This window comes from Shewanella sp. SM68 (assembly GCF_025653925.1).
Taxonomy (GTDB): domain Bacteria; phylum Pseudomonadota; class Gammaproteobacteria; order Enterobacterales; family Shewanellaceae; genus Shewanella; species Shewanella oncorhynchi.
This window is the reverse complement of record NZ_JAKKRU010000006.1, coordinates 68,946-90,998: the sequence shown is the minus strand read 5'-3', so window position 1 is coordinate 90,998 and position 22,053 is coordinate 68,946. Positions and strand designations below refer to the sequence as shown.

General features: G+C 42.6%; 18 protein-coding genes. 12 read left to right on the top strand and 6 right to left on the bottom strand.

Translation table 11 applies throughout. The annotated features are described in order from the left end of the window. Nucleotides 1-3: 3 nt before the first annotated feature. Nucleotides 4-567, top strand: a complete 564-nt coding sequence (locus L5M40_RS11665; protein ID WP_105250630.1) for a NapC/NirT family cytochrome c — start codon at nt 4-6, stop codon at nt 565-567. Between the two features lie 66 nt (nt 568-633). Here the strand turns inward: L5M40_RS11665 and L5M40_RS11660 are convergent, their stop codons facing one another. Together L5M40_RS11660 and rsmD are read right to left on the bottom strand one after the other, a co-directional pair. Then, the gene (locus L5M40_RS11660; RefSeq protein ID WP_263256689.1) at nt 634-918 is read right to left on the bottom strand and encodes a DUF1145 domain-containing protein; all 285 of its coding nucleotides are present in this window, start codon (nt 916-918) and stop codon (nt 634-636) included. Continuing rightward, entirely contained in the window at nt 893-1,561 is a 669-nt protein-coding gene (rsmD, locus tag L5M40_RS11655) for a 16S rRNA (guanine(966)-N(2))-methyltransferase RsmD (protein WP_263147454.1), read from the bottom strand. The genes L5M40_RS11660 and rsmD overlap by 26 nt, the downstream gene beginning before the upstream one ends. Before the next feature lie 213 nt (nt 1,562-1,774). Here rsmD and ftsY point away from each other — a divergent pair, with 213 nt between their 5' ends. The 10 genes from ftsY (at nt 1,775) to L5M40_RS11605 (ending at nt 13,674) form a co-directional block, all read left to right on the top strand. Continuing rightward, entirely contained in the window at nt 1,775-3,385 is a 1,611-nt protein-coding gene (gene ftsY, locus L5M40_RS11650) for a signal recognition particle-docking protein FtsY (protein WP_263256688.1), read from the top strand. 3 nt (nt 3,386-3,388) lie between these two features. Further along, nucleotides 3,389-4,105 carry a cell division ATP-binding protein FtsE gene (ftsE, locus tag L5M40_RS11645; RefSeq protein WP_263175668.1) on the top strand — a complete coding sequence of 239 codons (717 nt, stop codon included), beginning with the start codon at nt 3,389-3,391 and terminating at the stop codon, nt 4,103-4,105. Then, a complete protein-coding gene (gene ftsX / locus L5M40_RS11640; protein ID WP_263175666.1) occupies nt 4,102-5,067 on the top strand; it encodes a permease-like cell division protein FtsX in 966 nt (321 codons plus the stop codon). The genes ftsE and ftsX overlap by 4 nt, the downstream gene beginning before the upstream one ends. Before the next feature lie 225 nt (nt 5,068-5,292). Next, nucleotides 5,293-6,150 (top strand): RNA polymerase sigma factor RpoH, encoded by an 858-nt coding sequence (rpoH, locus tag L5M40_RS11635; RefSeq protein WP_006079635.1) that lies wholly within the window; start codon nt 5,293-5,295, stop codon nt 6,148-6,150. A gap of 456 nt (nt 6,151-6,606) precedes the next feature. Further along, a complete protein-coding gene (locus L5M40_RS11630) occupies nt 6,607-6,969 on the top strand; it encodes a hypothetical protein (protein WP_219251866.1) in 363 nt (120 codons plus the stop codon). Between the two features lie 717 nt (nt 6,970-7,686). After that, nucleotides 7,687-8,217, top strand: a complete 531-nt coding sequence (locus tag L5M40_RS11625) for a fimbrial protein (RefSeq protein ID WP_131524791.1) — start codon at nt 7,687-7,689, stop codon at nt 8,215-8,217. 68 nt (nt 8,218-8,285) lie between these two features. Further along, a complete protein-coding gene (locus L5M40_RS11620; protein ID WP_173248192.1) occupies nt 8,286-9,032 on the top strand; it encodes a molecular chaperone in 747 nt (248 codons plus the stop codon). Nucleotides 9,033-9,043: 11 nt separating this feature from the next. Further along, complete coding sequence (locus tag L5M40_RS11615) at nt 9,044-11,632, top strand: fimbria/pilus outer membrane usher protein (protein WP_263256686.1); 2,589 nt, start codon at nt 9,044-9,046, stop codon at nt 11,630-11,632. 10 nt (nt 11,633-11,642) lie between these two features. Then, a complete protein-coding gene (locus L5M40_RS11610) occupies nt 11,643-12,974 on the top strand; it encodes a fimbrial protein (protein WP_263173472.1) in 1,332 nt (443 codons plus the stop codon). 19 nt (nt 12,975-12,993) lie between these two features. After that, complete coding sequence (locus L5M40_RS11605; protein ID WP_263173474.1) at nt 12,994-13,674, top strand: molecular chaperone; 681 nt, start codon at nt 12,994-12,996, stop codon at nt 13,672-13,674. A gap of 76 nt (nt 13,675-13,750) precedes the next feature. Here the strand turns inward: L5M40_RS11605 and L5M40_RS11600 are convergent, their stop codons facing one another. Beyond that, entirely contained in the window at nt 13,751-17,317 is a 3,567-nt protein-coding gene (locus L5M40_RS11600) for an ATP-binding protein (RefSeq protein WP_263256684.1), read from the bottom strand. Continuing rightward, nucleotides 17,314-17,940, bottom strand: coding sequence for a response regulator transcription factor (locus L5M40_RS11595; RefSeq protein WP_113940277.1), 627 nt, complete (start codon nt 17,938-17,940; stop codon nt 17,314-17,316). Before L5M40_RS11595 ends, L5M40_RS11600 begins: the two co-directional genes overlap by 4 nt. A 329-nt stretch (nt 17,941-18,269) precedes the next feature. On the opposite strand from L5M40_RS11595, the gene L5M40_RS11590 reads away from it, so the two are divergent. After that, entirely contained in the window at nt 18,270-19,508 is a 1,239-nt protein-coding gene (locus L5M40_RS11590) for an EAL domain-containing protein (RefSeq protein ID WP_263175663.1), read from the top strand. Between the two features lie 4 nt (nt 19,509-19,512). On the opposite strand, the gene menE is transcribed toward L5M40_RS11590, so the two are convergent. Both menE and menC read right to left on the bottom strand, forming a co-directional pair. Beyond that, nucleotides 19,513-20,958, bottom strand: coding sequence for an o-succinylbenzoate--CoA ligase (gene menE, locus L5M40_RS11585; protein ID WP_411569003.1), 1,446 nt, complete (start codon nt 20,956-20,958; stop codon nt 19,513-19,515). Next, complete coding sequence (menC, locus tag L5M40_RS11580) at nt 20,921-22,033, bottom strand: o-succinylbenzoate synthase (RefSeq protein ID WP_263175661.1); 1,113 nt, start codon at nt 22,031-22,033, stop codon at nt 20,921-20,923. The genes menE and menC overlap by 38 nt, the downstream gene beginning before the upstream one ends. Nucleotides 22,034-22,053: the final 20 nt, after the last annotated feature.

Genomic DNA, 22,053 nt, shown 5'->3' with positions numbered 1-22,053 from the left:
GTGATGAACTGGCGTGCACTATTTAAACCTAGCGCGAAATATTCAATCCTGGCGCTACTGGTCGTCGGTATTGTAGTGGGTGTTGTGGGATACTTTACCACTCAACAAACATTACACGCGACCAGTACAGATGAGTTCTGTATGTCTTGCCATAGCAATCATTCGCTGAAGGATGAAGTGTTGGCTTCTGCCCATGGCGGCGGCAAAGCGGGGATTACGGTTCAGTGTCAAGACTGTCACTTACCCCATGGTCCAGTCGATTATTTGATCAAAAAAATCATCGTATCTAAAGATTTATATGGTTTCATGACAATTGATGGCTTTAACACTCAAGCCTGGTTAGATGAAAATCGTAAAGAACAAGCGGATAAAGCGCTGAATTATTTCCGTGCGAACGATTCTGCTAACTGTCAGCATTGCCACACTCGTATTTACGAGAATCAGCCAGAAACTATGAGCAAAATGGCTGTAAGAATGCACTCAAATAACTTCAAGAAAGAACCTGACGCGAGAAAGACCTGTGTTGACTGCCATAAAGGCGTAGCACACCCATATCCAAAAGGATAAGGTTTAGCGTCTAGTTGACCATTTAAAAGCCCTCAATTGAGGGCTTTTTGCTGTCTGTGTGCTTGGTTAATTCGCTTGAGTCATCACCCGTTGCCGATAAGCTAACAGGCTGAAAATTCCGAAGATAAACACTTGTAGATAATCTTGTTGCGTTAATGGCAGCAAGGTCTTAAACAGCATGTGGAAAATCGCGACTTGGAAGCAATGCATCATGCAGGTAATGGCAAACAGGATATTTAAAGTAATCGCCACATTGCCTTCAAAGGGGATGACTAAGTTGTAGGCCATCATCAACCAAGCAATCAGAGTGGTGGCTTTACCTAAGTTAATTAATAAGGACATGGTTTTCATCTTCGATGGGCTCAACAGTGGTTTCTGAGTGATATTGATATAAACGGTAGCTCACTTGCCCTGCATTCTTTTCTTTTAAGGCGTGCCAGCGAGAAGGGATAGCAAGTTGCGGCAATTCAGACTCGATTTCGACATAAATCAGCGCACCATCATTGAGCCAGCCTTGAGTATCTAGCAGTTGAATCGTCTTTTCTGCCAATCCCTTACGAAAGGGGGGATCGATAAACACCACATCGAAACCTTGCTCGCAGCCCCTTTGCAGTACCACTAACGTATCAGCATTGAGCACTTCGGCCTTATCGCATTTAAGGGTTTGTAGATTTTCTTTTAATTGCATGGCTGCGCCGCGTTGCAACTCGATAATTTTGGCGAAACTGGCATAGCGGGACAAGGCTTCGAGAGCTAAAGCACCACTACCGCCAAAACAGTCGAGTACACGTGCATTGACTAAATCATTAGCCAACCAATTAAAGAGTGTTTCGCGAACCCTGTCTGTCGTCGGGCGTAAACCTTCGAGATCTTGGATAGGTAGACGACGCGAGCGCCATTGGCCTGCGATGATCCGCACTTGTCCACTGCCGGGTTTATTTTTGGCTGTTTGACCCATGGTCACATTATTTTTGACCGTTCGATGATTAACCAAAGTGCCCCCGTGATTTTGCCTGAAGAAAGAAAGTGGTAGACTGTGCCACCTTAATAAAGGCCGCTATTTTATATCAAAGTCTCACTAAAAGGTGAGAAGGCTAACTGAGCTTAGCTAATTGCCGACGTTTTGGGCGTAATTGCCGAGGCAATCTGGTATAACATCAGGGTCTTATTCAAAATTCAATACTGAAGTAGAGCGCTGGAATCACACATGGCAAAGAAAGGTTTTTTCTCTTGGTTTCGTAAAGATAAGTCACAAGATGAGGTCGTCGCTGAAACGCCAGTTGTTACTCCAACACAAGATACTGATGCAGCACAGCGTGTAGCGCAGGAACAAGTAGAGGCACAAGGGGCCATCGAGGCCGAAGCTCATGCTGAAAAACAGGTTGCAGAACAGTTAGCGGCCGAACAAACACAGGCAAAAGCCGAGGCCGAGCAATTCGCCCTTGAGCATGCCCGAATCGAATCGTTGCATTTTGCTAATCAGCAAGCTGAAGCGACACGTTTGGCTGCAGAACAACTTAGTGCACAAAAGCATGCTGCAGAGAAGTTAGCCGAAGCACAGTTAGAAGCAGAGCAACGCATCGCAGAACAATTGGCAGCACAGCAGTTAGCGGTTGAGCAAGCCGCCGCAGAGCAATTAGCTCAAGCAGAGGCGGCGCGTGTAGTTGCCGCTCAGCTAGAAGCAGAATTACTCGCAGCGGAACAAGCTGAACTTGCCCGTTTGGCCGCCGAACAGCATGCTGCTGAAGCCTTAGCGGCAGAACAACTTGCTGGCGAAGCACTAGCACGTGAGCAAGCAGAGGCTTTAGTTCAGCAACAAGCTGAAACTGAGCAAACTGTTACAGCAGTTGCTGAATTACAACCTGAGCCTCAGGCGAGACCCGTTAAGGAAGGCCTCTTTGCTCGCCTGAAACGTGGCTTAATGCGTACCAGCGAGAATATCGGCAGTGGTTTTATCGGCCTATTTCGCGGCAAGAAAATCGATGATGATCTGTTTGAAGAACTCGAAGAACAATTATTAATCGCCGACGTTGGTGTTGAAACCACTACGCGATTAATCAAGAATTTGACAGAGCATGCCTCACGTAAGCAGCTTAAAGATGCCGAAGCTTTATATGAATTGCTGCGGGATGAGTTGCAAAAAACACTCGATCCTGTCGCTATCCCGTTAGTGCCAGACAATGCTAATGGCCCATTTGTTATCTTAATGGTTGGCGTTAATGGCGTGGGTAAAACCACCACTATTGGTAAATTGGCCAAGCAATATCAGAGCCAAGGTAAGTCAGTGATGTTAGCCGCGGGTGATACCTTCCGTGCTGCAGCGGTTGAGCAGCTACAGGTTTGGGGTCAACGTAATGATATTACAGTGATTGCCCAGCATACAGGTGCCGATAGTGCCTCTGTGTTGTTCGATGCTTTGCAAGCGGCCAAGGCGCGTAAAGTGGATGTATTGATTGCCGACACTGCTGGTCGTTTACAGAATAAAGCGCACTTGATGGAAGAATTGAAGAAAGTCGTGCGAGTGATGAAGAAACTCGACCCAGATACGCCACATGAGGTCATGCTGACATTAGATGCGAGCACGGGGCAAAACGCGATTAGCCAAGCACAATTATTCCAGGAAGCCGTAGGTGTAACGGGTATTACCATCAGTAAGTTAGATGGAACGGCTAAGGGCGGCGTGGTATTTGCGATTGCTGATAAGTTTAATATTCCGATCCGTTACATAGGTGTGGGTGAGCAAATTGATGATTTGCGTACCTTCAATTCGAAAGAATTTATCGATGCCTTGTTCACTCAAGAAAAAGCGGATAGCTAATTTATGATTGATTTTCAGCAGGTCAGTAAGATTTATCCTGGCGGCCAAATGGCGCTGGAGGATGTGAATTTTCATCTACAGCAAGGTGAAATGGCATTTTTAACCGGCCACTCGGGGGCGGGTAAAAGTACGCTGCTGAAATTAATCACGGTAATCGAGCGGGCAACAACGGGGCGCGTCGCGATTAACGGTCACGATATCGCCAAAGTCAGCCCTAAACATGTGCCTTATTTACGCCGCAATATCGGGATGATTTTCCAGAACCATCACCTATTGATGGACCGAAGTGTGTTCGACAATGTGGCTTTACCGCTAGTGATTGAGGGATTCTCACACGGTGAAATCCGTAAGCGTGTTGCGGGTGCGCTCGATATGGTGGGTTTATATGGCAAGGAGCGGCATAACCCAATTATGTTGTCCGGCGGCGAACAGCAACGTGTTGGCATTGCCCGTGCGATTGTGAATAAACCACCTTTACTGCTCGCCGATGAGCCTACGGGTAACTTAGATCCTAAATTATCTATGGATATTTTGCGTCTGTTTGAAACCTTTAATGATGCTGGAACCAGCGTATTAATTGCCACCCATGATTTAGGTCTTATCGCACGAATGAAATATCGCACTTTTACCCTTAAACAGGGCCGTATGTTAGGTGCACAAGAGTTGCATCCTAATTTGCACACTCGCAGTGCATCGACGAATAGAGGCGAAGGGCAATGAGCGATAGCGCAAAATTAACTCGCAGCAAGCTGCCGCTGTCTGGTCGGATTGTGATGTTTTTTATTCGCCATGCGCAGCAAGCAATGGCGAGCATGGGAGAGCTCTGGCGCAACCCAATATCCTCTGTGATGACCATGGCTGTCTTAGGTGTGAGCCTAAGTTTGCCTGCAGCATTGCAAGTGTTAGTTAAAAATGCCGAGACCATTACCAGTTCCTGGAACAGCGCGGCAGAGATCTCCTTGTTTATCGACGATAATCGTAGTGAACAAACGATTCAGAGCCTGCTGATGCGCATTCGGACATATCCCGAAGTGGATAAAGTGCAATACATAGATAAAAATCAAGCGCTAGAAGAATTCCAACGCTTATCTGGGTTTGGTGAGGCCTTGGCCTATTTAGATAAAAACCCTTTACCAGCGGTCATTACCGTCACACCTACACCGCGTTACTCAACGCCAGTGGGCGCCCGTGAACTGTTAACTAAGCTAGAGCGCGAGCCTGAGATTAGCTTTGGCCGTTTAGATATCGAATGGCTAGAGCGGTTACAGGCGGTAGTACGCCTACTCGAACGTACTGTGATGGCGATTGCCGCGTTACTCGTGCTGGCCGTGGTCTTAGTGATAGGTAATACGATTCGCTTAGCGATTATGAATCGGCGCAGCGAAATTGAAGTGATGAAGCTAGTCGGAGCAACTGAAGCCTTTATCCAGCGCCCATTTCTCTACACAGGGATTTGGTACGGAGTCATTGGCGGCATATTGGCTTGGCTTATCATCAACTTATTAGTGTGGTATCTCGATTCCGCCCTTGCTGAGCTTTTAGGCTTGTATGGCAGTCAGCTTGAAATGAAATCACTCACTTTTATTGAACTGCTGCAATTGGTTGGACTTGCCTCATTTTTAGGTTGGTTAGGTTCGTATTTGTCTGTACGCCAGCATTTACGGTCGATTGAACCTTCATAATAATCAGTCGATTAAACTAAAAAAAGTGACGAAAAAAATGCTGAGTAATGAACTTTTGTTCACTTGCAATGTCTACTTCAGCGAGGTAAAAAGGGTATCTGCAAACGAGCTGAGGTTGACATACTCTGTCAATTAGCCGATAGTTCGTGAGCTTATTCTTAGGGTATTTTGTTGTTGAACCTAAGAATGCACTCGTTAAGTAGTCTGATAAATGTAGGAGAGCGAATGACCTTTCAAACGCAATCAATGGCACTGACAGTCCCACAGGGCGCCAGTAGTCTAGAAGCTTATATCCATTCAGTGACTAGCATCAGCATGCTGGACGCTGAGGCTGAGTATGAGTTAGCCAAGCGTTTACAGGAAACTGGTGATCTACAAGCTGCGAAGCAACTGATTATGTCGCACTTACGTTTTGTAGTGCACGTTGCAAAGGGCTATTCAGGCTATGGTTTGCCACAGGCAGACCTGATCCAAGAAGGCAACATAGGCTTGATGAAAGCGGTTAAACGCTTCGATCCCGATGTTGGCGTGCGTCTTGTGTCTTTTGCTGTGCACTGGATCAAAGCTGAAATTCATGAATATGTGCTGAAAAACTGGCGCATTGTTAAAGTCGCGACCACTAAAGCACAACGTAAGTTGTTCTTTAATATCCGTAAAGCGAAAAAACGCTTAGGTTGGTTCAGCGATGCAGAAGTCACTATGGTGGCTGAAAATTTAGGTGTGTCTAAGGCCGATGTGACCGAAATGGAATCACGTATGGCAGCGCAAGATCCGGCATTTGATTTAACCAATGATCAAGACGAGGAGCATGATTTTGCCCCTGTCCATTATTTGGAAGATCATTCATCGGATTTAGCGGAAAATATTGAAAACGACAACTGGGAATCCAATGCTCAAGGTCGTTTATTATCGGCCATCAAAACCCTAGATGAACGTAGCCAGCATATTCTGCGCGCCCGTTGGTTAGATGACGATAAAACCACACTGCAAGAACTTGCAGAGACTTATCAAGTGTCGGCCGAACGTATTCGCCAACTTGAGAAAAATGCCATGAACAAGCTAAAAGCTTGCATGGAAGCCTAAGTTACATCACGTGTAAAGTGATTTTAACTTAGCCATAAAAAAACCTGCTGCGGCAGGTTTTTTTATGGGAGAAAGAATGGATTTAATCGCGCTATTTAAAGTGAATTTCGCTATAGCTATAAAGCTCAATCGTATTGAAACGTAGGCGACTATGGCTGATTTCACCACGAGACATCGGATTTATCCTACATTTAGAGCCGTTATAAATAGTTAATATATCGCTAACTTTTGAGCCTCAATTCGAAAGTTATTTTCGATGCTTATTATCGAACGGTTTGTTCCTCCGCATTTTGAGTATCGCCTTAAGCAAGTTGATATAGGCATCGGGCATGGAAGGTTGGTCGGGTAGCGATGGATTATGTACCAAGGAAAGCATTTAAGTTAGAAGGGATACCCGCCAATTTACGATAGATACTCATTATGCGTTTTTTTTAATGCTTACAAAGGTGGGAAGTTATGTTCTCAATGATCACTAAGTTAGCCCTATCATCAGAATCTGGTTGGGGTACTGCATTTCGTGTCAATGGGGGCGTCGAAGTATGTCAGCAGAGCTTGTTTTGGTTAGTTTGCAAGGGTATCGCTTTTGAACGCGAGGACTTAAAGCTTAGTTATGTATTGGGAGCTGAGGTCATTCTATGCCAATTTGAGACGAGAGTTTTAATTGAGTTGCTTAAAAAAAATAACATTCATTATTTTCAAGACGATAGCCAAGTGCGATGGTTGCTGCCCCGTAATGTATCAACAATCTTCTATGCGCAGTGGAAGAATAGTATAGCGGTTGATCTTAACCAAACCTGTGCTGACTACTGTTTTTTTTAAATGCTTATTCTTGCCATGACATTTTTATATGAATGAGTAGTGTTTTAAGCTAGATAAGTGTGATTAGTTAGTTATAAATTTTTAATCTATTAATAAGTACATTTATTGCCAGTAAATATACTTCAGAACATCCATTCTTGGTCGATAGTTAGGAGGTGTCCTACAAATCGAAATGGGTGATGAGATGTTAAAGGTATCGTTATTCGGCGTAACTACAGTCATGTTGAGCGCGGTGATAAGCTGTAACGTGATAGCAAAAACTGAGTTTAAAACTCTTTCTTTTCAAGGTGAGATAGCAGAACCAAGTTGCTACTCCGATCTATCTACCATTTCTTGTTATGACCAGAATCTCAATCAATTTATCTCTCAGACTATAACTCCCCAAGTGTATGCAAATTCTATAGATAGCGACAAAATACTTGTTATATCAACTCAGTTCAAACAAATTAATAATCTAGTTTTTAGCCGAAAAAATGAGAATGAAGTTATTCTTGCTCTTCATTATAATTGATTCACAATTTTGCCATTAATAATGGCGATTTCATTTTTTGAAATCGCTTTTTAATTTTTATCTTTAGTATATTTATTGTCAGAAATTTCCTACAAGATCGCAAGTCTAGTCCTATATGTAATTGTTAGTGTTGTTGCTATTGTGTGCTCAGCTTCGATGAGCCATAACCTTAATATTTCCATATAGTAACAACAGTAGGATGTCTGATGAAAAAATTAACGCTATCTATTTTAGTTTTAGGTGCATTGTTTGGTACTAGTGTTCAAGCGAATAATACTATTACTTTTTTGGGTGAAGTATCGGACCAAACTTGTGAAGTGGCGATTAACGGAAATGCGGCTAATCCCAGTGTCTTGCTACCAACAGTTTCTACGGCTCAACTTGCCACTGCAGGCTCAGTTGCTGGTGAAACACCTTTTACCATTTCAGTCAGTGGTTGTACTGTCAATGCAACGCAAGCTTTACCTATTAAAACCGTATTTTTGGGTAACAATATCACAACCGCAGGTAACTTAGGCAATACTGGTACGGCAACGAATGTAGCATTACAGCTTCTTGATTCAGTTGGTGGAACGAGTATCAATTTAACAGCAGGAAGTGCTGTTGATGGATTAAATGTTGCTGCAGGTGCAGACTCTGCCTCCCATGATTTTGCTGTGCAGTATATTTCTGAAACTGGTAGTGCAACAGCAGGTCGTGTGATTAGCTCTGTCCAATATGCAGTTTCTTATCTTTAATATACGATAAATTATGATTATTCGCTCACCCAGCCTATGGGTGAGCGCTGCTGCTTTTTGGGGCTTCTATGATTTTTTCTAGCTTACTTCTTCGTTTAATATTTTTGACTCTACTCATGATCGGTTTTTCAGTTAATGCGAGTGTGGTCATGACCAATACGCGAGTCATTTATCCTAGTGATGCTAAAGAGCGCAGTGTTCAGTTAACAAATAACGATGCTTTTCCAAATGTTGTTCAGGTCTGGACTGATATTAATAACCCAGAGTCGGCACCTGAGTATGCTGATGGCCCATTTTTGGCCTTACCCGCTATTTTTAGAATAGAGCCTAAGCGAGGGCAGTTAATTCGCTTAATTTATAGCGGCGGTGAGCTGCCAAAAGACCGTGAGAGTGTGTTTTATCTTAATTTTCTACAGATACCTCCATTATCGAAAGAAAATGCTGGTGAAAATCAGATGCTAGTGATGCTCAAAAATAGAGTGAAAATATTTTATCGGCCTGTAGAGATTGAATCTAATCCAGATGATGTAGCAAAAGAGATTGCCTTTGATGTTCAGTATGCTGATGCTGGAATTCACCTTGATGTGAAAAATAATGCGGCTTTTTTTGCCTCTTTTGTTGAGGCAAAAATTAAGTCGGGAAAACAAGAGCTAATCATCCCTATTACTATGCTTGAACCTAAGTCTAATCAGTTGATAGACATTCAGAATAAGCAGTTTGTCATCACATATCCAATGACGATTGAATTCACTTTAGTAAATGATTACGGCGGATTTGTAAAAAGTGAATATGTTATTGCATCTGCACATCATTGATAAGATTGGTTATGAAAAAATCCATGCGTTTGATGAGCCAAATTTACTCTTTACTGCTATTGATTGGTGTGATCTTTTGCATGTCTTCATCGTTGAGGGCCGATGACTTACAGGATTTCACATTTGATGACAGCCTATTACTTGGTGGTGGTTATGGCGATAGTTATCTTTCTCGCTTTAACTCGATTGCAGAAACTATTCCAGGTCAATACCAAGTTGATATCTATATAAATGGTACTTACTTAAATAGGGAAATTATTAATTTTGTTAAGGTTGGCTCCCAAGAAGTTGTGCCTTGTCTCGACCTTAATTTCTGGAACAAGTCGAATGTGACTGCAATATACATAAACGAAGATGCATTATTGCAGGCTGAATGTGCGGCCCCTGATACTGTGGTCAAGGGCGTATCGACGCAATTTGATGCCGAGAAATTAAGATTAGAGATTGCGATCCCACAAGCTTATTTACGGCAGATTCCGCGTGGCTATGTTGATCCTTCATCTTGGAGTGAGGGAGAGAATGCTGGATTTATCAGTTACAACAGTAACTACTATCAAACTAATAGCCGCAGTGCTGGTAGCGATATGCGTGCCATTTATACGGGCCTTAATTCAGGTGTCAATTTAGGATTATGGCGCCTGAGAAATCAATCGAGTTATCAGTACAAGGATGTTGGCCAAAATACTCAAGAAAGTTTTAATTCTATTAGAACTTATATCACCAGAGCCTTGCCGGATATGCAGAGCGAACTCTTGCTTGGTGATGCCTACACTCGAGGAAATATTTTCGGTAGTTTAGCTTTTACTGGCGTACAGTTGCTGACTGATAATCGTATGTTACCAGAATCGCAGCGTGGTTATGCACCTGTCGTCAGAGGACTCGCTAACTCAACCGCCAGCGTAGTGATTAAGCAAAATGGTGTGAGTATTTATCAAACCACAGTAGCGGCGGGGCCTTTTGTTATTAATGACTTATTTCCCACAAGTTATGAGGGGGATTTGTTAGTTGAAATTAGTGAAGCCGATGGGAAGGTCTCTAGTTTTACTGTGCCATTCAGTGCTGTGCCTGGCTCGTTGCGTGAAGGAAGTTTCCAGTACGGGTTATCATTTGGTGAAGTAGATCAAGCAGAGTCTGGTGGGTACTTTGTAGATTTAATTTCTGAATATGGTTTGAGTAATATGCTGACGCTAAATAGCGGTGGGCGTGTCGGAGATGATTATTTTGCTTTGAGTCTAGGGACTGTATTAGGTACAGAATGGGGGGCTCTAGGGTTAACCGCTGTACATTCAATGTCTCGTATTTCTCAGTCTTCAGCATTAAATGAGTGGAAAAATGGCTGGCGTGTTGGACTTAATTATAGCCATTCGTTCGATTCGGGGACATCAGTGGCACTTGCTGGATATCACTACTCTACAGAGTCATTTCGGGAGTTGAATGATGTTTTAGGTTTGAGGAGGGCATTGGAGAGTGGGAATATTTTTGAATCTGAGACCTACAGTCAGCGGTCTGAAATGAGTTTAAGTGTGAATCAGAGTTTAGATGACTTTGGCTTTGTTTATTTGAGTGGTTCTAAACGTCAATACCGTGATGGGCGCGATGATGACGATCAACTACAGTTCGGTTATACGGTGGGTATTGGTCGTGTGAATATAGGGCTCACTTTTTCACGTCAATATACCAGTCAAGTTCCGCTACAGAATGGGTTTGGTGGTCAGCTATTAACTGAAATGAGCGGTTATTCCTCTGATAGGGTGAAGGAAGATCTCGTGAGTCTCACCGTGTCCATTCCATTTGGTAGTCGCCAGTCAAACATGCTTAGCAGTGGGTTTAGTCACTCATCTAGGGGTAATGAACAGTATAATCTAGGACTCGCAGGCACTGTGGACGATGATAATACTTGGACATATGGCCTGAATGCTTCACTGCAGCGGCAGGATAGTTCGAGTGAAAGTGTCAGCGTCAATACGCAAAAGCGTTTTAGCCAAGCGACTTTATCGGGTAACTATTCGATTTCTGATACTTATCAGCAGGTTGGCGCTGGGTTGAGTGGTGCTGCAGTGGTGCATTCTGGCGGCGTAACATTAAGCCAAAACCTCAGTGATACTTTTGCGATTGTTCAAGCTGAGGGAGCTTCTGGCGCAAAAGTGACCAATAATTGGGGTGCTGAGATTGATGACTTGGGATATGCAATTATCCCATCTTTGACGCCTTATCGCACAAATAGTGTCACGCTTGATACGGGATCTATGTTAAGTGGTACAGAACTTATCGAGACACAACAGCAAGTTGCGCCCTATGCTGGCTCTATCGTTAAGATGAAATTCGAGACTAGACACGGGATAGCCGTCGTCTTCATGACTCAGCAAGCCAACGGCGGCGTTATTCCTATTGGCGCCGAAGTCGTGGACGAAGATGGCCTAGTATTGGGCATGGTTGGACAGGCTGGTATGGCTTATGTCAGAGCTTCTAAACCGAGTGGTCAGTTGACCGTTAATTGGGGAAATAAACCCGATCAGCAATGTCACTTTGACTATACCCTCGAAAGCAGTCGTGATAACACTTTATTAAGAATGCCCGCGCTATGTGAGCGGGTTAATTGAGATAAAAACTATGATTGAGTTCAACCTAGGTCGGCTGTTGGCAGTGGTATCTTTTGTGTTTGCCACTTTAGTTAGTGGTCAAGCTATGGCGACTTGCTACCGTATATCGACGACTACAACAGATCCGGCAAATTTTTATTATGTCGCACCTGCGTATGGTAAAACAGCTATATGGTATGGTGGTCACGATCCCAATAGGGGCATACTTAATCTGCCTATCATCAATGTTACCGATGAAAGTTTTCAACCCAATGGCACGTTATTGGGATCGAGTGTTGCGCCCTTCAGTACCTATGGACAGACTGGCGGGTATGATCCTGAACAGGTGCTTTTTCGTTGCGATGCGGCGGATGAGCACCAACTAAATGAGATCTACTCAGTAAACGCTGATAATGCTTATGGCGGCATGTACGAAGATGGCGTGGCTTATGGTATTAACAAAGGTTATGCCACTTACCATCGAAATGTTGTGCTCAGGGTTAAGAATAATGCCACCGGTCAGTATTTTTCGCGCTTATGGCAATATCGACCGCTGCGGGGGTTAGACCGTGATGCTCAGGGAAGAATATTAGTGAAGGCGAAAAACTTTACTGATGTCACGATAGAGCTGTTCCAGATTGGCAATATCAGAGGTGTGACTGAGTCTATCGCATACAGTTATAATCAACCTGCAGCTTATATTGCTTTTGGTGGGCCTGGCCTTGCCTATCCTACGGAAGGGGTTGACCATATTAGTCATTATCCAGGCTGGTATGCGAATTGGCCTGGGAATATCAGCTTATATCAACAGTTGTATACGCGAAGGGCTGGAGGTTGTGCGGTAATGAATGTCACACCTTATGTGTTGTTCCCCACTGTGACTATCGCGGAATTAAACAGCGGCGTTACCCGAGAAGCTGACATCCAGATTAATTATCGTTGCCAACAGAAAGCCAATATTAATGGCCCCGCAGTTAATGCGAATGCTATCGCCTTTAAGATTGAGAGTAATAATTACCAGATAGCGAGACAGTTGGGGTTTGCGACTCAGGATGCTGTGACATATCTAGTCAGTAACGGCTATGGTACTAATACGGTTGCTAATGGTGTGGGGGTAAAGCTACAACGCAATGATGGTGTGATTCAACCCTTTTTAAATTTTGATAATAGAACCAGCTTAGACTCACAATATAATGCATGGAAAGACGGTTGGCGGCCATTACAGGGGAATCGGACTGGTATTGTCGGTACGAGTTATCAATATATGGATAATTACAGAGTTGTTTTTGGTAAGTTGCCAGGAATGAGTCCAACGGCAGGAAAATTTTATGCAAAAGCGGAAGTGCTTATTCGGGTTCAGTAGTTTAGTTTTATGGCTCCTAATGTTGCAAACCGCTCTGGCTGGCGTAGTCGCCGATCGTAGTCGAATTATTTTTGCGGCTTCCGATCGGGATCAAGGGTTGTCACTGGTGAATATTAATGACTACCCTGTGATGGTGCAACTGTGGGTGGATGACGGCGATCCAGACTCTGGCCCTGAAACTGCAAATGCGCCAATTTTGCCCTATCCTGGCTTGTTGCAAATTGCCCCAAAGGAGCGCAAGCACATAAATCTGCTTAATATTGCGGAGCAGGAACCTGAAAAACAAGAACAGTTATACTGGCTGAATGTATACGAAGTTCCACCCACCCCCGCCAAAAATATTGATGAAACCGAGGGGCAACTGTTGATTGTCGCTTTACGTACTCAAATGAAGGTTTTTGTGCGGCCCAATAAGCTCGCTATTGATGTTTTAGACTTAGCAAAGTGGCAGTCATTTATATTGAAAGACAATATGTTATCAATAGAGAATAAGTCACCTTACTATGTGACCTATCAGAACCTCAGTTTGAGTTTTAAAGGGAGGGATTATGCTATTTTTCAAGGAATGCTAGCCCCTTACTCCGTAGAAACTGTGACTATCACTGAGAGCGAGTTAATCGATCAGCTTGGACTTATCCTAAAGGCCGAGTACATAGACGATGAGGGGAATGCTCAGCCGCTTGCTTTGACAGTGAATTGAACATAAGGCTCTGTTTACAACAGGGCCTTATGTGTATGTATTTATATAGCGTGACTTGAAACTATGGGCTTGGGCATTATTTTGAGGCTGTTTGGGTATAAGAGATCACTTCTGCCTCGAGTGAAGCAATAGCCTGAGATACGGCTTCAACATAAGCATTCAACTGCTGATGGCTCGCATTTTCCAGCATTTCACAGGCAGACATAAGCTTCTGTGCATCGATAATTCTCGCAGCACCTTTGATCTTATGGGCGAGATCTTTGATGGTACTCAAATCATTATTTTCGAGGGCTACATACAGGGACTGCAAGTCGCTTTGATTGCTTTTAAGGAGTTCTTTAAGCAATTTATCGACTAACTCTGCATTATTTCCTGTGAGTTTTTCTACTGCGTCAGCGGCAAAATGTGTGGCGGTTATGGTGATTTTCTCTGGGGTAAACCGTTTAATCATACTTTCTAGCTCCATTAGGCTGATGGGTTTGAATAAACAGTCATCCATCCCTGCAGTTAAACAGGCATCCTTGGCTTCTTTTTGGGCATTAGCGGTATAGCCGATGACGATAGCATGCGTGTGACGTTTGTGTTCGAGTTGGCGAATTTTCTGACAGAGTTCATAACCGTTCATTTCTGGCATATTATAATCGGTGATCACCACAGGATACTGTTTACTTTCGAACATGTTTAAGGCAATTAAGCCATTTTCTGCTTCATCAACACTATGGCCTAAATATTTAAGCTGCTGGGCTAATAGCAAGCGATTCGCAGGGTGATCGTCAACAATTAAGATATCGAGGGGATTACTCACATGCGATTCTGGAATGGGTTGTGAAGGGTTATGGATTGCTTCGGCTTCAAGCTGGGTGAGGGTTAATTGCATGCTGATCTGAGTTCCTTGATGCAATTTACTTTCAAGGGTTAAACTCCCACCCATCATTTCGCACAGAGAGCGGCTAATCATGAGCCCAAGCCCTGTACCACCATGGGTTGTGTGGGTTCCTTGCGCTTGGCTGAAAGGGGTAAATAGTTTCTGTTGGTCGTCCCCCGAAATGCCAATTCCTGTATCCGTGACAGTAAATAGAATCGTGTGAGTTGTATTGGTGAAACTTTCTGATTGAATTTTCACTTTTACTCCACCGCTATCAGTAAATTTAATGGCGTTACCAATTAAATTTGACAGTATTTGCTTAATCCTCATAGGGTCAACGAGTACATCATTCGCAATAACAGGATCGAAATCCAACTGTAAAGTGATTCCTTTTTGCCTTGCTAGTCCATCAAACACTCTCACGACAGAGGTTGCAATTGTCTTAAGATTGGTTCTCATGGGCGAAAGTGACAGCTGACCCGCTTCAATACGAGCAATATCTAAAATATCACCAATAAGTTCAAGTAAGTCATTAGCGGAATCATAGGCAACTTTAATTGAATTTAAATCAAACTGTTGTGAATTTGTACGTTTTAGTACCAGTTCTAACATTCCTATGATGGCATTCATTGGCGTACGGATTTCATGACTCATAGTTGCTAAGAAAGTACTCTTTGCTTGGCTTGCACTGTCCGCAGCTTCCTTCGCATATTCTAATTCTTCAATAAGCTTGACTCTATCGCTGACATCTATCCAACCACCAATAATCCCTTCTATATTGCCAGCTTCATCGCCATAGGATTTAAACCAATGATAAATATTATATTTATGTCCATTTATATGAAGTTCTCTATCCTTAAATATGGCAAGACCATCCTCTAAGGCTTGCACATATTCTTTATCTACAATAGGAGCCTCTTTAGAGCGACTGGCTCCTTCCATTGTGGTCTTATATAGCAAATCTTCGCGTGAGGCGTTGAAAGCATTAAGGTAACTCTCGTTACACATAGTCAGTTCACGCCGCTTATTTCTTACATAAATAGGATGAGGTATGGCATCAACAATGGACTGCATAAATTGCAGTTGTTGATTAAGTTCTTTTTTGGCTAATAGCCGCTTGCGATAATGAGTTCGAGTGTAAAGAGCCCAAATAATTGAGACTAAAATCATGATCGTTGAGGCAATCACAATAGTGTAAATAGTGTACTTATAATCCTTCCAGCTTTGGCGTGCAGGCAGGGCATTACGGCGCCAGCGATTTTCTGCCATTTGTAATTCATCAGGAGGAATAACAGTTAATGTTTTATTAAGTATACTCTTAAGTAGTTTATTTGAACTCGCCATTCCGAATGCCACAGATGCTCTTGGCATTTCATCTATGATCTTACTTACTTCTAAAGTATCGCTGAAATAACTATTTACATAGAAGTCGGCTAAAGCCAGTGGCACAATAGTGGTATTTGTTGCACCAGTCGCTATATCATTCAATGCCTCAAGATAATTGTCAGCGATTATAATGTCTGCATTAGGATTTATTTTTCTGAGCATGTTATCATTAAAAGTACCATCGGGAACAACTATAGCGTTAATATCTAGGTCTTGTGCATTTTTCTGTGTTACAAAAACATAAGGTGAATTTGAGAATTCTTTAGTAAAAATAATATTTTTATTAAGTTCTTCACTCGGTGAGAATATTGTCATCATAGCTTTATGATTGAGGACGGAACTAATCTGTTCTGAAAACCTATTGTTAACAATATAGTCAAACTTTAGCCCTGAATACATTTGTATTAGTTCCAAAACCTCAATGCCAAACCCTTCAGCGTTATGTGTATCGTCAAGGTATGTTAGCGGTGCCGCATACTTATTAATTGCCACTGTTATTTTAGGGTTTTTTTGTAGCCAAGCCGTCTCATCTGCTGTAAAACTGGGGAGTTCTGAGGTAAAAGGAATGGTGCTTCCACCGCCACTCCAGCGTTTTCTAATCAACTTTCTCTGTTCGAGTGAAATATTACTAATAGATTTATTAATTATATCTATTAAGGCCTTATTTTGTTCTGTTGCAGCAAAGGCGCTGCCATAGGAGTTTAGAGACAAGTGAGTGTCTAATTTAAGTTTTCCAGAGAAGTTGTTGTTTATTAAATAGTTGGCGGAGACTTGGTCGACAATCACAGCATCAACTTGCCGAAATGCAGCTGCAGCAACGGCCGCCTGTCTAGAGGAAAATTTGAGTAATTTTCTATTTGGATAAATATCTGTTATCGCTTCATCTGGTAAGTACTCATAGGCCATAGACATTGACTTGATTTGTTCATTATCACCTAAGTTAGCATTTCTGAATATAGAAGGCTTATCAACAGTATAAGGTGTACTTAGTAGCAGACCGTGCATTTGTTCAAATTTATTTGCTGTAGTAATTAGATCTACTTCTCCATTGAGCGCTGCGGTAATTGTTTTTTCCCGAGATGTATAACGTTTTATATTGACTTCAATGTTGAGCATATTAGCAATAATATGTATATAGTCAGCACTAATTCCTTTATAAAATTCTTGTTCACCATTTACTGTCATGTCAAATGGTGGATAGTCAGGCGACGATATGCCAATATTCAGAAATTTATATTTTTTAAGTGTATCAATCTCTTCTAATGATAGCTGGATAGGCAATGCAGCCTTCTCTTGATAGCCGATCAAATGATAATGGGTAAATTTACTTTCATGTGCTAGTGAATAAATTGAATTTAGACTCAATATAAGAATGAAAATAACATTTCTCATATTAAGTTTTGCCTCTTTGCTATTTCAATTATATCTACCAAATTTTTTGCATTTAGTTTATCAAGTAGTCTAGTTTTATATGTGCTAATGGTTTTGTTACTTAGCAGCATACGCTCGGCTATTTCTTTATTAGATAAGCCGACTGCTAGCTGCTGCAACACCACCATTTCACGAGTTGAAAGCTTTTTTACGAGTTCAGCCTCGTCCTGACTCGATTTAGCAATCATGTTGTTATTGCTTATAATCGGAAAATAGGAGTGGCCTGTGAGAATTGCTCTAAGCGCGCCAGTGACTTCATTCATGTCCTTTTGTTTAGAGACAAAACCTGAAGCTCCGGCTTGAATACAACGGGAAACAAAGTGATCAGATGGTTGTGCCGTCAAGACTAAAATTGGCGGGCTCTTTACGAGTTTTCTTGACCTTTCTATCACTTCTAATCCATCTAATTGGGGGATGCCAATATCGAGAATAACAGCATCGGGTGAGAGTTCTTTAATAAGTTTTAATGCATCAACACCATTATTGGTTTCTGCTATCACTTCAAAGCCACTTTGTTCTAAAATGATTTTTAGTGCTAAAACAACAACTGGATGATCATCTACTATTAATATTTTTCTTTTCATTCATGTAACTCCATAACTATTGAGTACAGATTTTATCCTTTGTAAGTCGCTACAGTGAAATAAAACTATGTGATTAAGATTTTTCCTACATATTTTTCAGCAATTTCTTTTAAATAATAGTCGTAAAATATTTGAAGGCAGATGAATTTAATCATAGGCATTCTCATTGTTTTTAATTCATAAACATCTGTATATATTTGTATCTCGAGTTTTGATCCTCTAGTGATTTAAATTATAGCTGACTATCTATATCTCGGTGTTGCAGCTTTTTTGCGGCAAGGGCGTAACAGGCATTTGTCTATTAGTATTTTAATTTTAAAGGGTATTCAATGGGTAAGGTTAGAGTGATTGTCTTAGAAGACCACCCCTTTCAACGTGCAGTACTTGAGCATAATCTTGCATCTCTTAACAACGTTGAGGTGTTTGCTTTTGGGGCAGCACAAGATGCGCTTGTTTGGCTCGATGAGCATCATAGTGCGGACATAGTGATATGCGATCTTATGATGGCAGGTATTGATGGTCTATCGTTTTTGCGCAAAGCAAAAGCAAAATACGATATAGCTTCAGTTGCATTATTTAGTTGTATTGATAAGGAACTCAGGCGGTCTGTATCGCAGATGATTAAAATGCTTAATTTTGAATATCTTGGTGATTTAAGTAAGTGCCCTTCAGTGGATAATTTGCAGCGTATGTTAGATAGATTTACCAACAGTCGCATTCAAAGGAGTCAAATTTCTTCGGGTTTTATAGCTGCTAGGTGCCCCGAAAATTTTGTATTTGAGGATTTTGAACAAGCATTGAAGCAAAGGCAGTTCGTGGGTTTTTATCAGCCCAAATTTGATGTTGCAGGCTTTAACTTGAAAGGGGCAGAAATGCTCGCACGCTGGCATCATCCTGATTTTGGATTGTTAAATCCCAGTACTTTTATTGACCGGTTAATTTCACATGGCTTACTTGACGATTTATTCTTACAGTTATTCGAGCAAGGCTGCGCTTTACAGCAGCGTTTACAACAACATGAAAGCCTAATTTCTCTCGCCTATAATCTCGATATCTCTCAACTTAATTCGACTAAATTAGTGTATCAGATTGTCGATATGGTAAAGAAATTTAACATTCATCCTCAAAGTATTACCCTCGAAATTACTGAGACTGGCCTGTTGGCTGCGCCAGCAGTGAATATGGAGAATTTAATCCGCTTGCGAATGCTAGGATTTGAATTGGCGATTGATGATTTTGGTGCTGCACATTCTTCATTGGCACGTTTATGCGAATTGCCTTTCTCACAAATTAAATTAGATGGTTGTTTTGTGCGTGAACTTAGTGTTGAACCTAGGTGCCAAGCCGCAATTTCCAGTGTGATAGCGTTATCACAAGCACTTAATATGGAGTTAGTGATAGAAGGTATTGAAACAAATTCCCAATTAGTATTGTTGCAACAGCTTGGCTGTACGATTGGACAGGGCTTTTGTTTTTCTCGTCCTATTGATGAGCAAACATTTATCCAACGTTTTTTCCCTGCGAGTTTACAGCTTAAAGAATTACAGGAGCTTAGCCTTGAGTTTTAGTGGATTAACTTGTTTTTGTTAGCTCACTGATCAAGGATTTTCGGTTCACTTTCAGTCCTATTTGTTCATTATTTTCTGGCCATGAATAATATTGTCTTGGACGTTTGAAGCGGGCGATTTTGTTGGCAAGGAATAGTTCGAGCGTATTTGCAATCGACCCTGGGTGGTGGGTTAAACTGCCGCGAATGATGGCGGCAGGGAGATTGCCAAATTGTATATCTGGTATGGCGAAAACGATTGCATCGTCTATTTGTGGATGTTGTTTAAGCGCGGCTTCGATTTCTTCTGGCTGGATGTTTTCGCCGCCGCAGATAAACATATTATCGACGCGACCAAGAATGCGCAGATTACCATTTTCGTCCCATTCGCCCTTGTCTTTGGTGTAAAACCAGCCGTCTTGTTCAACGCACTTTTGTATTCCATCCGCGGTGAGATAGCCCATAAACAGGCATTCACCGCGCACCAAAATTACACCGTCTTCGATTTTTAGCTCACGTTTGGGGAGTAGTTTGCCACTGCTGCCGTCGCTTAAAGCGTGACCTGTGGTGATCTGCGAGCCCATTTCCGTCATGCCGTAACTGGTGTAGCTGGCGATATTGCGTTGCTTAAGTTGTTGGAGTAAGTCGATTGAGACTGCACCGCCACCAAGTAGTAAGGCTTTGATACTTTTAAGCTTGCTGCTCGTATCGGCAAGTAACTTGCTCAGCTGTGTGGGAACGAGAGATATGTGAGTCAACTGATCTTGGTCAATCTGCTGACTAAGTCTTAGCGCTTGATCTGGTATGACAATACTGGCACCGACTAAGGCACAGCGGTTTAATATCGCAAGACCGCCAATATGGAATAAGGGCAAGGAGAGTAGCCAGGCATCACCTTGTTTGAGTGGGATTAAGCTGCGTGCACCTTCGGCATTGGCAATATGATTCGCTAAGCAATGCACCGCCGCTTTGGGAAAGCCACTAGAGCCTGAAGTTAAAATCACATTAGCTGGACGAGTAAAGTCGACAGGCAGAGCTAAGTCACTGCTAACGCGATTGAAATTTAAGCGCAAGTGATGACAATTCTGTAGTTCACAAACCTCAGCACTCCAAACATAGCGGATCTGATGTTGATCAATTAAGTCTTGGATCTGCGCGAGGGGAAAACGTGGCGAGATAGGAAAAAAGATTACTCCTATATCGATGCTGGCCCAATAGAGACAAATGATCTCGAGATTATTGCTAGCAATACAGGCGAGCGGCTCACCGTTTGAGATCCCCGCAGCGCTTAGCTGCTGAGCCAGTGCGATAACGCGCTGGCTAAGCTCTGAGTAACTAATGTCTTCCCCCGCCAACTTGATGGCTGTCTGCTGTGGAAACGCAAGCGCAGCTTGGTGCACGGGTGACAGCGCAAGCGGTTTTGATAGGCTGGCATTAGACAAACTCGTTTCCCTCACTTGTAGCTGTATCATCATTTTGTTGCATTGAATCAATGGCGTGCAGTGCAATTGGCTCAAGTTGCGCGAGTGTGAGGCAGTATTTTTTACCCGATGACACGACTAAATCTTGGCTAAAGGCGCTGAGGGTATCGAGCCCAGGGATTTCATCCGGAGTGAGAATCGCGGCTAAATGGGCCAGATCATTAATGCCTAAACTGCTCTCTAGACTCGAACTGATAATGCAACGTACGCCATAGCTTTGCGCCGTATCGATTAAATTAGCTAGCTTTTCGATACTGCCGAGCAGCATAGGCTTGATGACAAGCGCAGTCAGGCCATTTTGCATTACAAACTGGTATTCTGGATCGTTGAGCGATTCATCGAGGGCATAGGGTATACCAATTGCTTGATAAAATTCATGATTATCATGAGGATTCAGGCAAGGTTCCTCAATGTACTCTATGGTATCTAGGGGTAAGCAAGCGGCAAATTCGATTGCTTGCTCAAGTGTAAACCCTCGGTTCGCGTCCAAACGCAATTTGAGATCGGGGCGGGTACGTAAAATGCCATAAATCAGGCTTAGTTCATCTTCGATTGAAGTTTGCGCGACTTTGACTTTAACCGAACGAACATTACTGCTAAGGGCGGCAATTTTGCTATCGAGCAAGTCTTTGCTGGCATCCGTTGGATGATAAATCAAAGGGACTGTGGCCGTTTGTGGACGGATGGCATCGAGTTTGCCCATTAACTTGGCATGTAACAGACTTAAACCAAAGGCCAAAGAAGGGTAAGGACTTTGCTCGGCGCATTCCAGTAATGTATCAATATGCTGACCGCAGAGTTGGGGTAATAATCCAGTCAAAGCCGTTTGCACTTGAGTGAGTGTTTCATGGCTGAACCCCATCAAGGCTTGTTCATCGACATCTATGCCAGAGAGTGGGGCAATTTCAACTTCGACTTGTCTATGCTCGCCACCAACATTAGCGCTGGCACTTACACTGGCTTGTAGTACAAATCCCGCTCTGTGATCGATACGTTGCTTACCGACGGGCAATAATACGTCGAGCGGTAGTCGATATTGATACAGGTTAAGCGAAGTTAATATCATATATTTCCTACATTTTAATT

Coding starts and splice junctions, on each gene's coding strand:
- L5M40_RS11665 (WP_105250630.1), top strand. CDS start 4: ATGAACTGGCGTGCACTATTTAAACCTAGCGCGAAATATTCAATCCTG.
- L5M40_RS11660 (WP_263256689.1), bottom strand. CDS start 918: ATGAAAACCATGTCCTTATTAATTAACTTAGGTAAAGCCACCACTCTG.
- ftsY (WP_263256688.1), top strand. CDS start 1,775: ATGGCAAAGAAAGGTTTTTTCTCTTGGTTTCGTAAAGATAAGTCACAA.
- ftsE (WP_263175668.1), top strand. CDS start 3,389: ATGATTGATTTTCAGCAGGTCAGTAAGATTTATCCTGGCGGCCAAATG.
- ftsX (WP_263175666.1), top strand. CDS start 4,102: ATGAGCGATAGCGCAAAATTAACTCGCAGCAAGCTGCCGCTGTCTGGT.
- rpoH (WP_006079635.1), top strand. CDS start 5,293: ATGACCTTTCAAACGCAATCAATGGCACTGACAGTCCCACAGGGCGCC.
- L5M40_RS11630 (WP_219251866.1), top strand. CDS start 6,607: ATGTTCTCAATGATCACTAAGTTAGCCCTATCATCAGAATCTGGTTGG.
- L5M40_RS11625 (WP_131524791.1), top strand. CDS start 7,687: ATGAAAAAATTAACGCTATCTATTTTAGTTTTAGGTGCATTGTTTGGT.
- L5M40_RS11620 (WP_173248192.1), top strand. CDS start 8,286: ATGATTTTTTCTAGCTTACTTCTTCGTTTAATATTTTTGACTCTACTC.
- L5M40_RS11615 (WP_263256686.1), top strand. CDS start 9,044: ATGAAAAAATCCATGCGTTTGATGAGCCAAATTTACTCTTTACTGCTA.
- L5M40_RS11610 (WP_263173472.1), top strand. CDS start 11,643: ATGATTGAGTTCAACCTAGGTCGGCTGTTGGCAGTGGTATCTTTTGTG.
- L5M40_RS11605 (WP_263173474.1), top strand. CDS start 12,994: ATGTTGCAAACCGCTCTGGCTGGCGTAGTCGCCGATCGTAGTCGAATT.
- L5M40_RS11600 (WP_263256684.1), bottom strand. CDS start 17,317: ATGAGAAATGTTATTTTCATTCTTATATTGAGTCTAAATTCAATTTAT.
- L5M40_RS11595 (WP_113940277.1), bottom strand. CDS start 17,940: ATGAAAAGAAAAATATTAATAGTAGATGATCATCCAGTTGTTGTTTTA.
- L5M40_RS11590 (WP_263175663.1), top strand. CDS start 18,270: ATGGGTAAGGTTAGAGTGATTGTCTTAGAAGACCACCCCTTTCAACGT.
- menE (WP_411569003.1), bottom strand. CDS start 20,958: ATGATACAGCTACAAGTGAGGGAAACGAGTTTGTCTAATGCCAGCCTA.
- menC (WP_263175661.1), bottom strand. CDS start 22,033: ATGATATTAACTTCGCTTAACCTGTATCAATATCGACTACCGCTCGAC.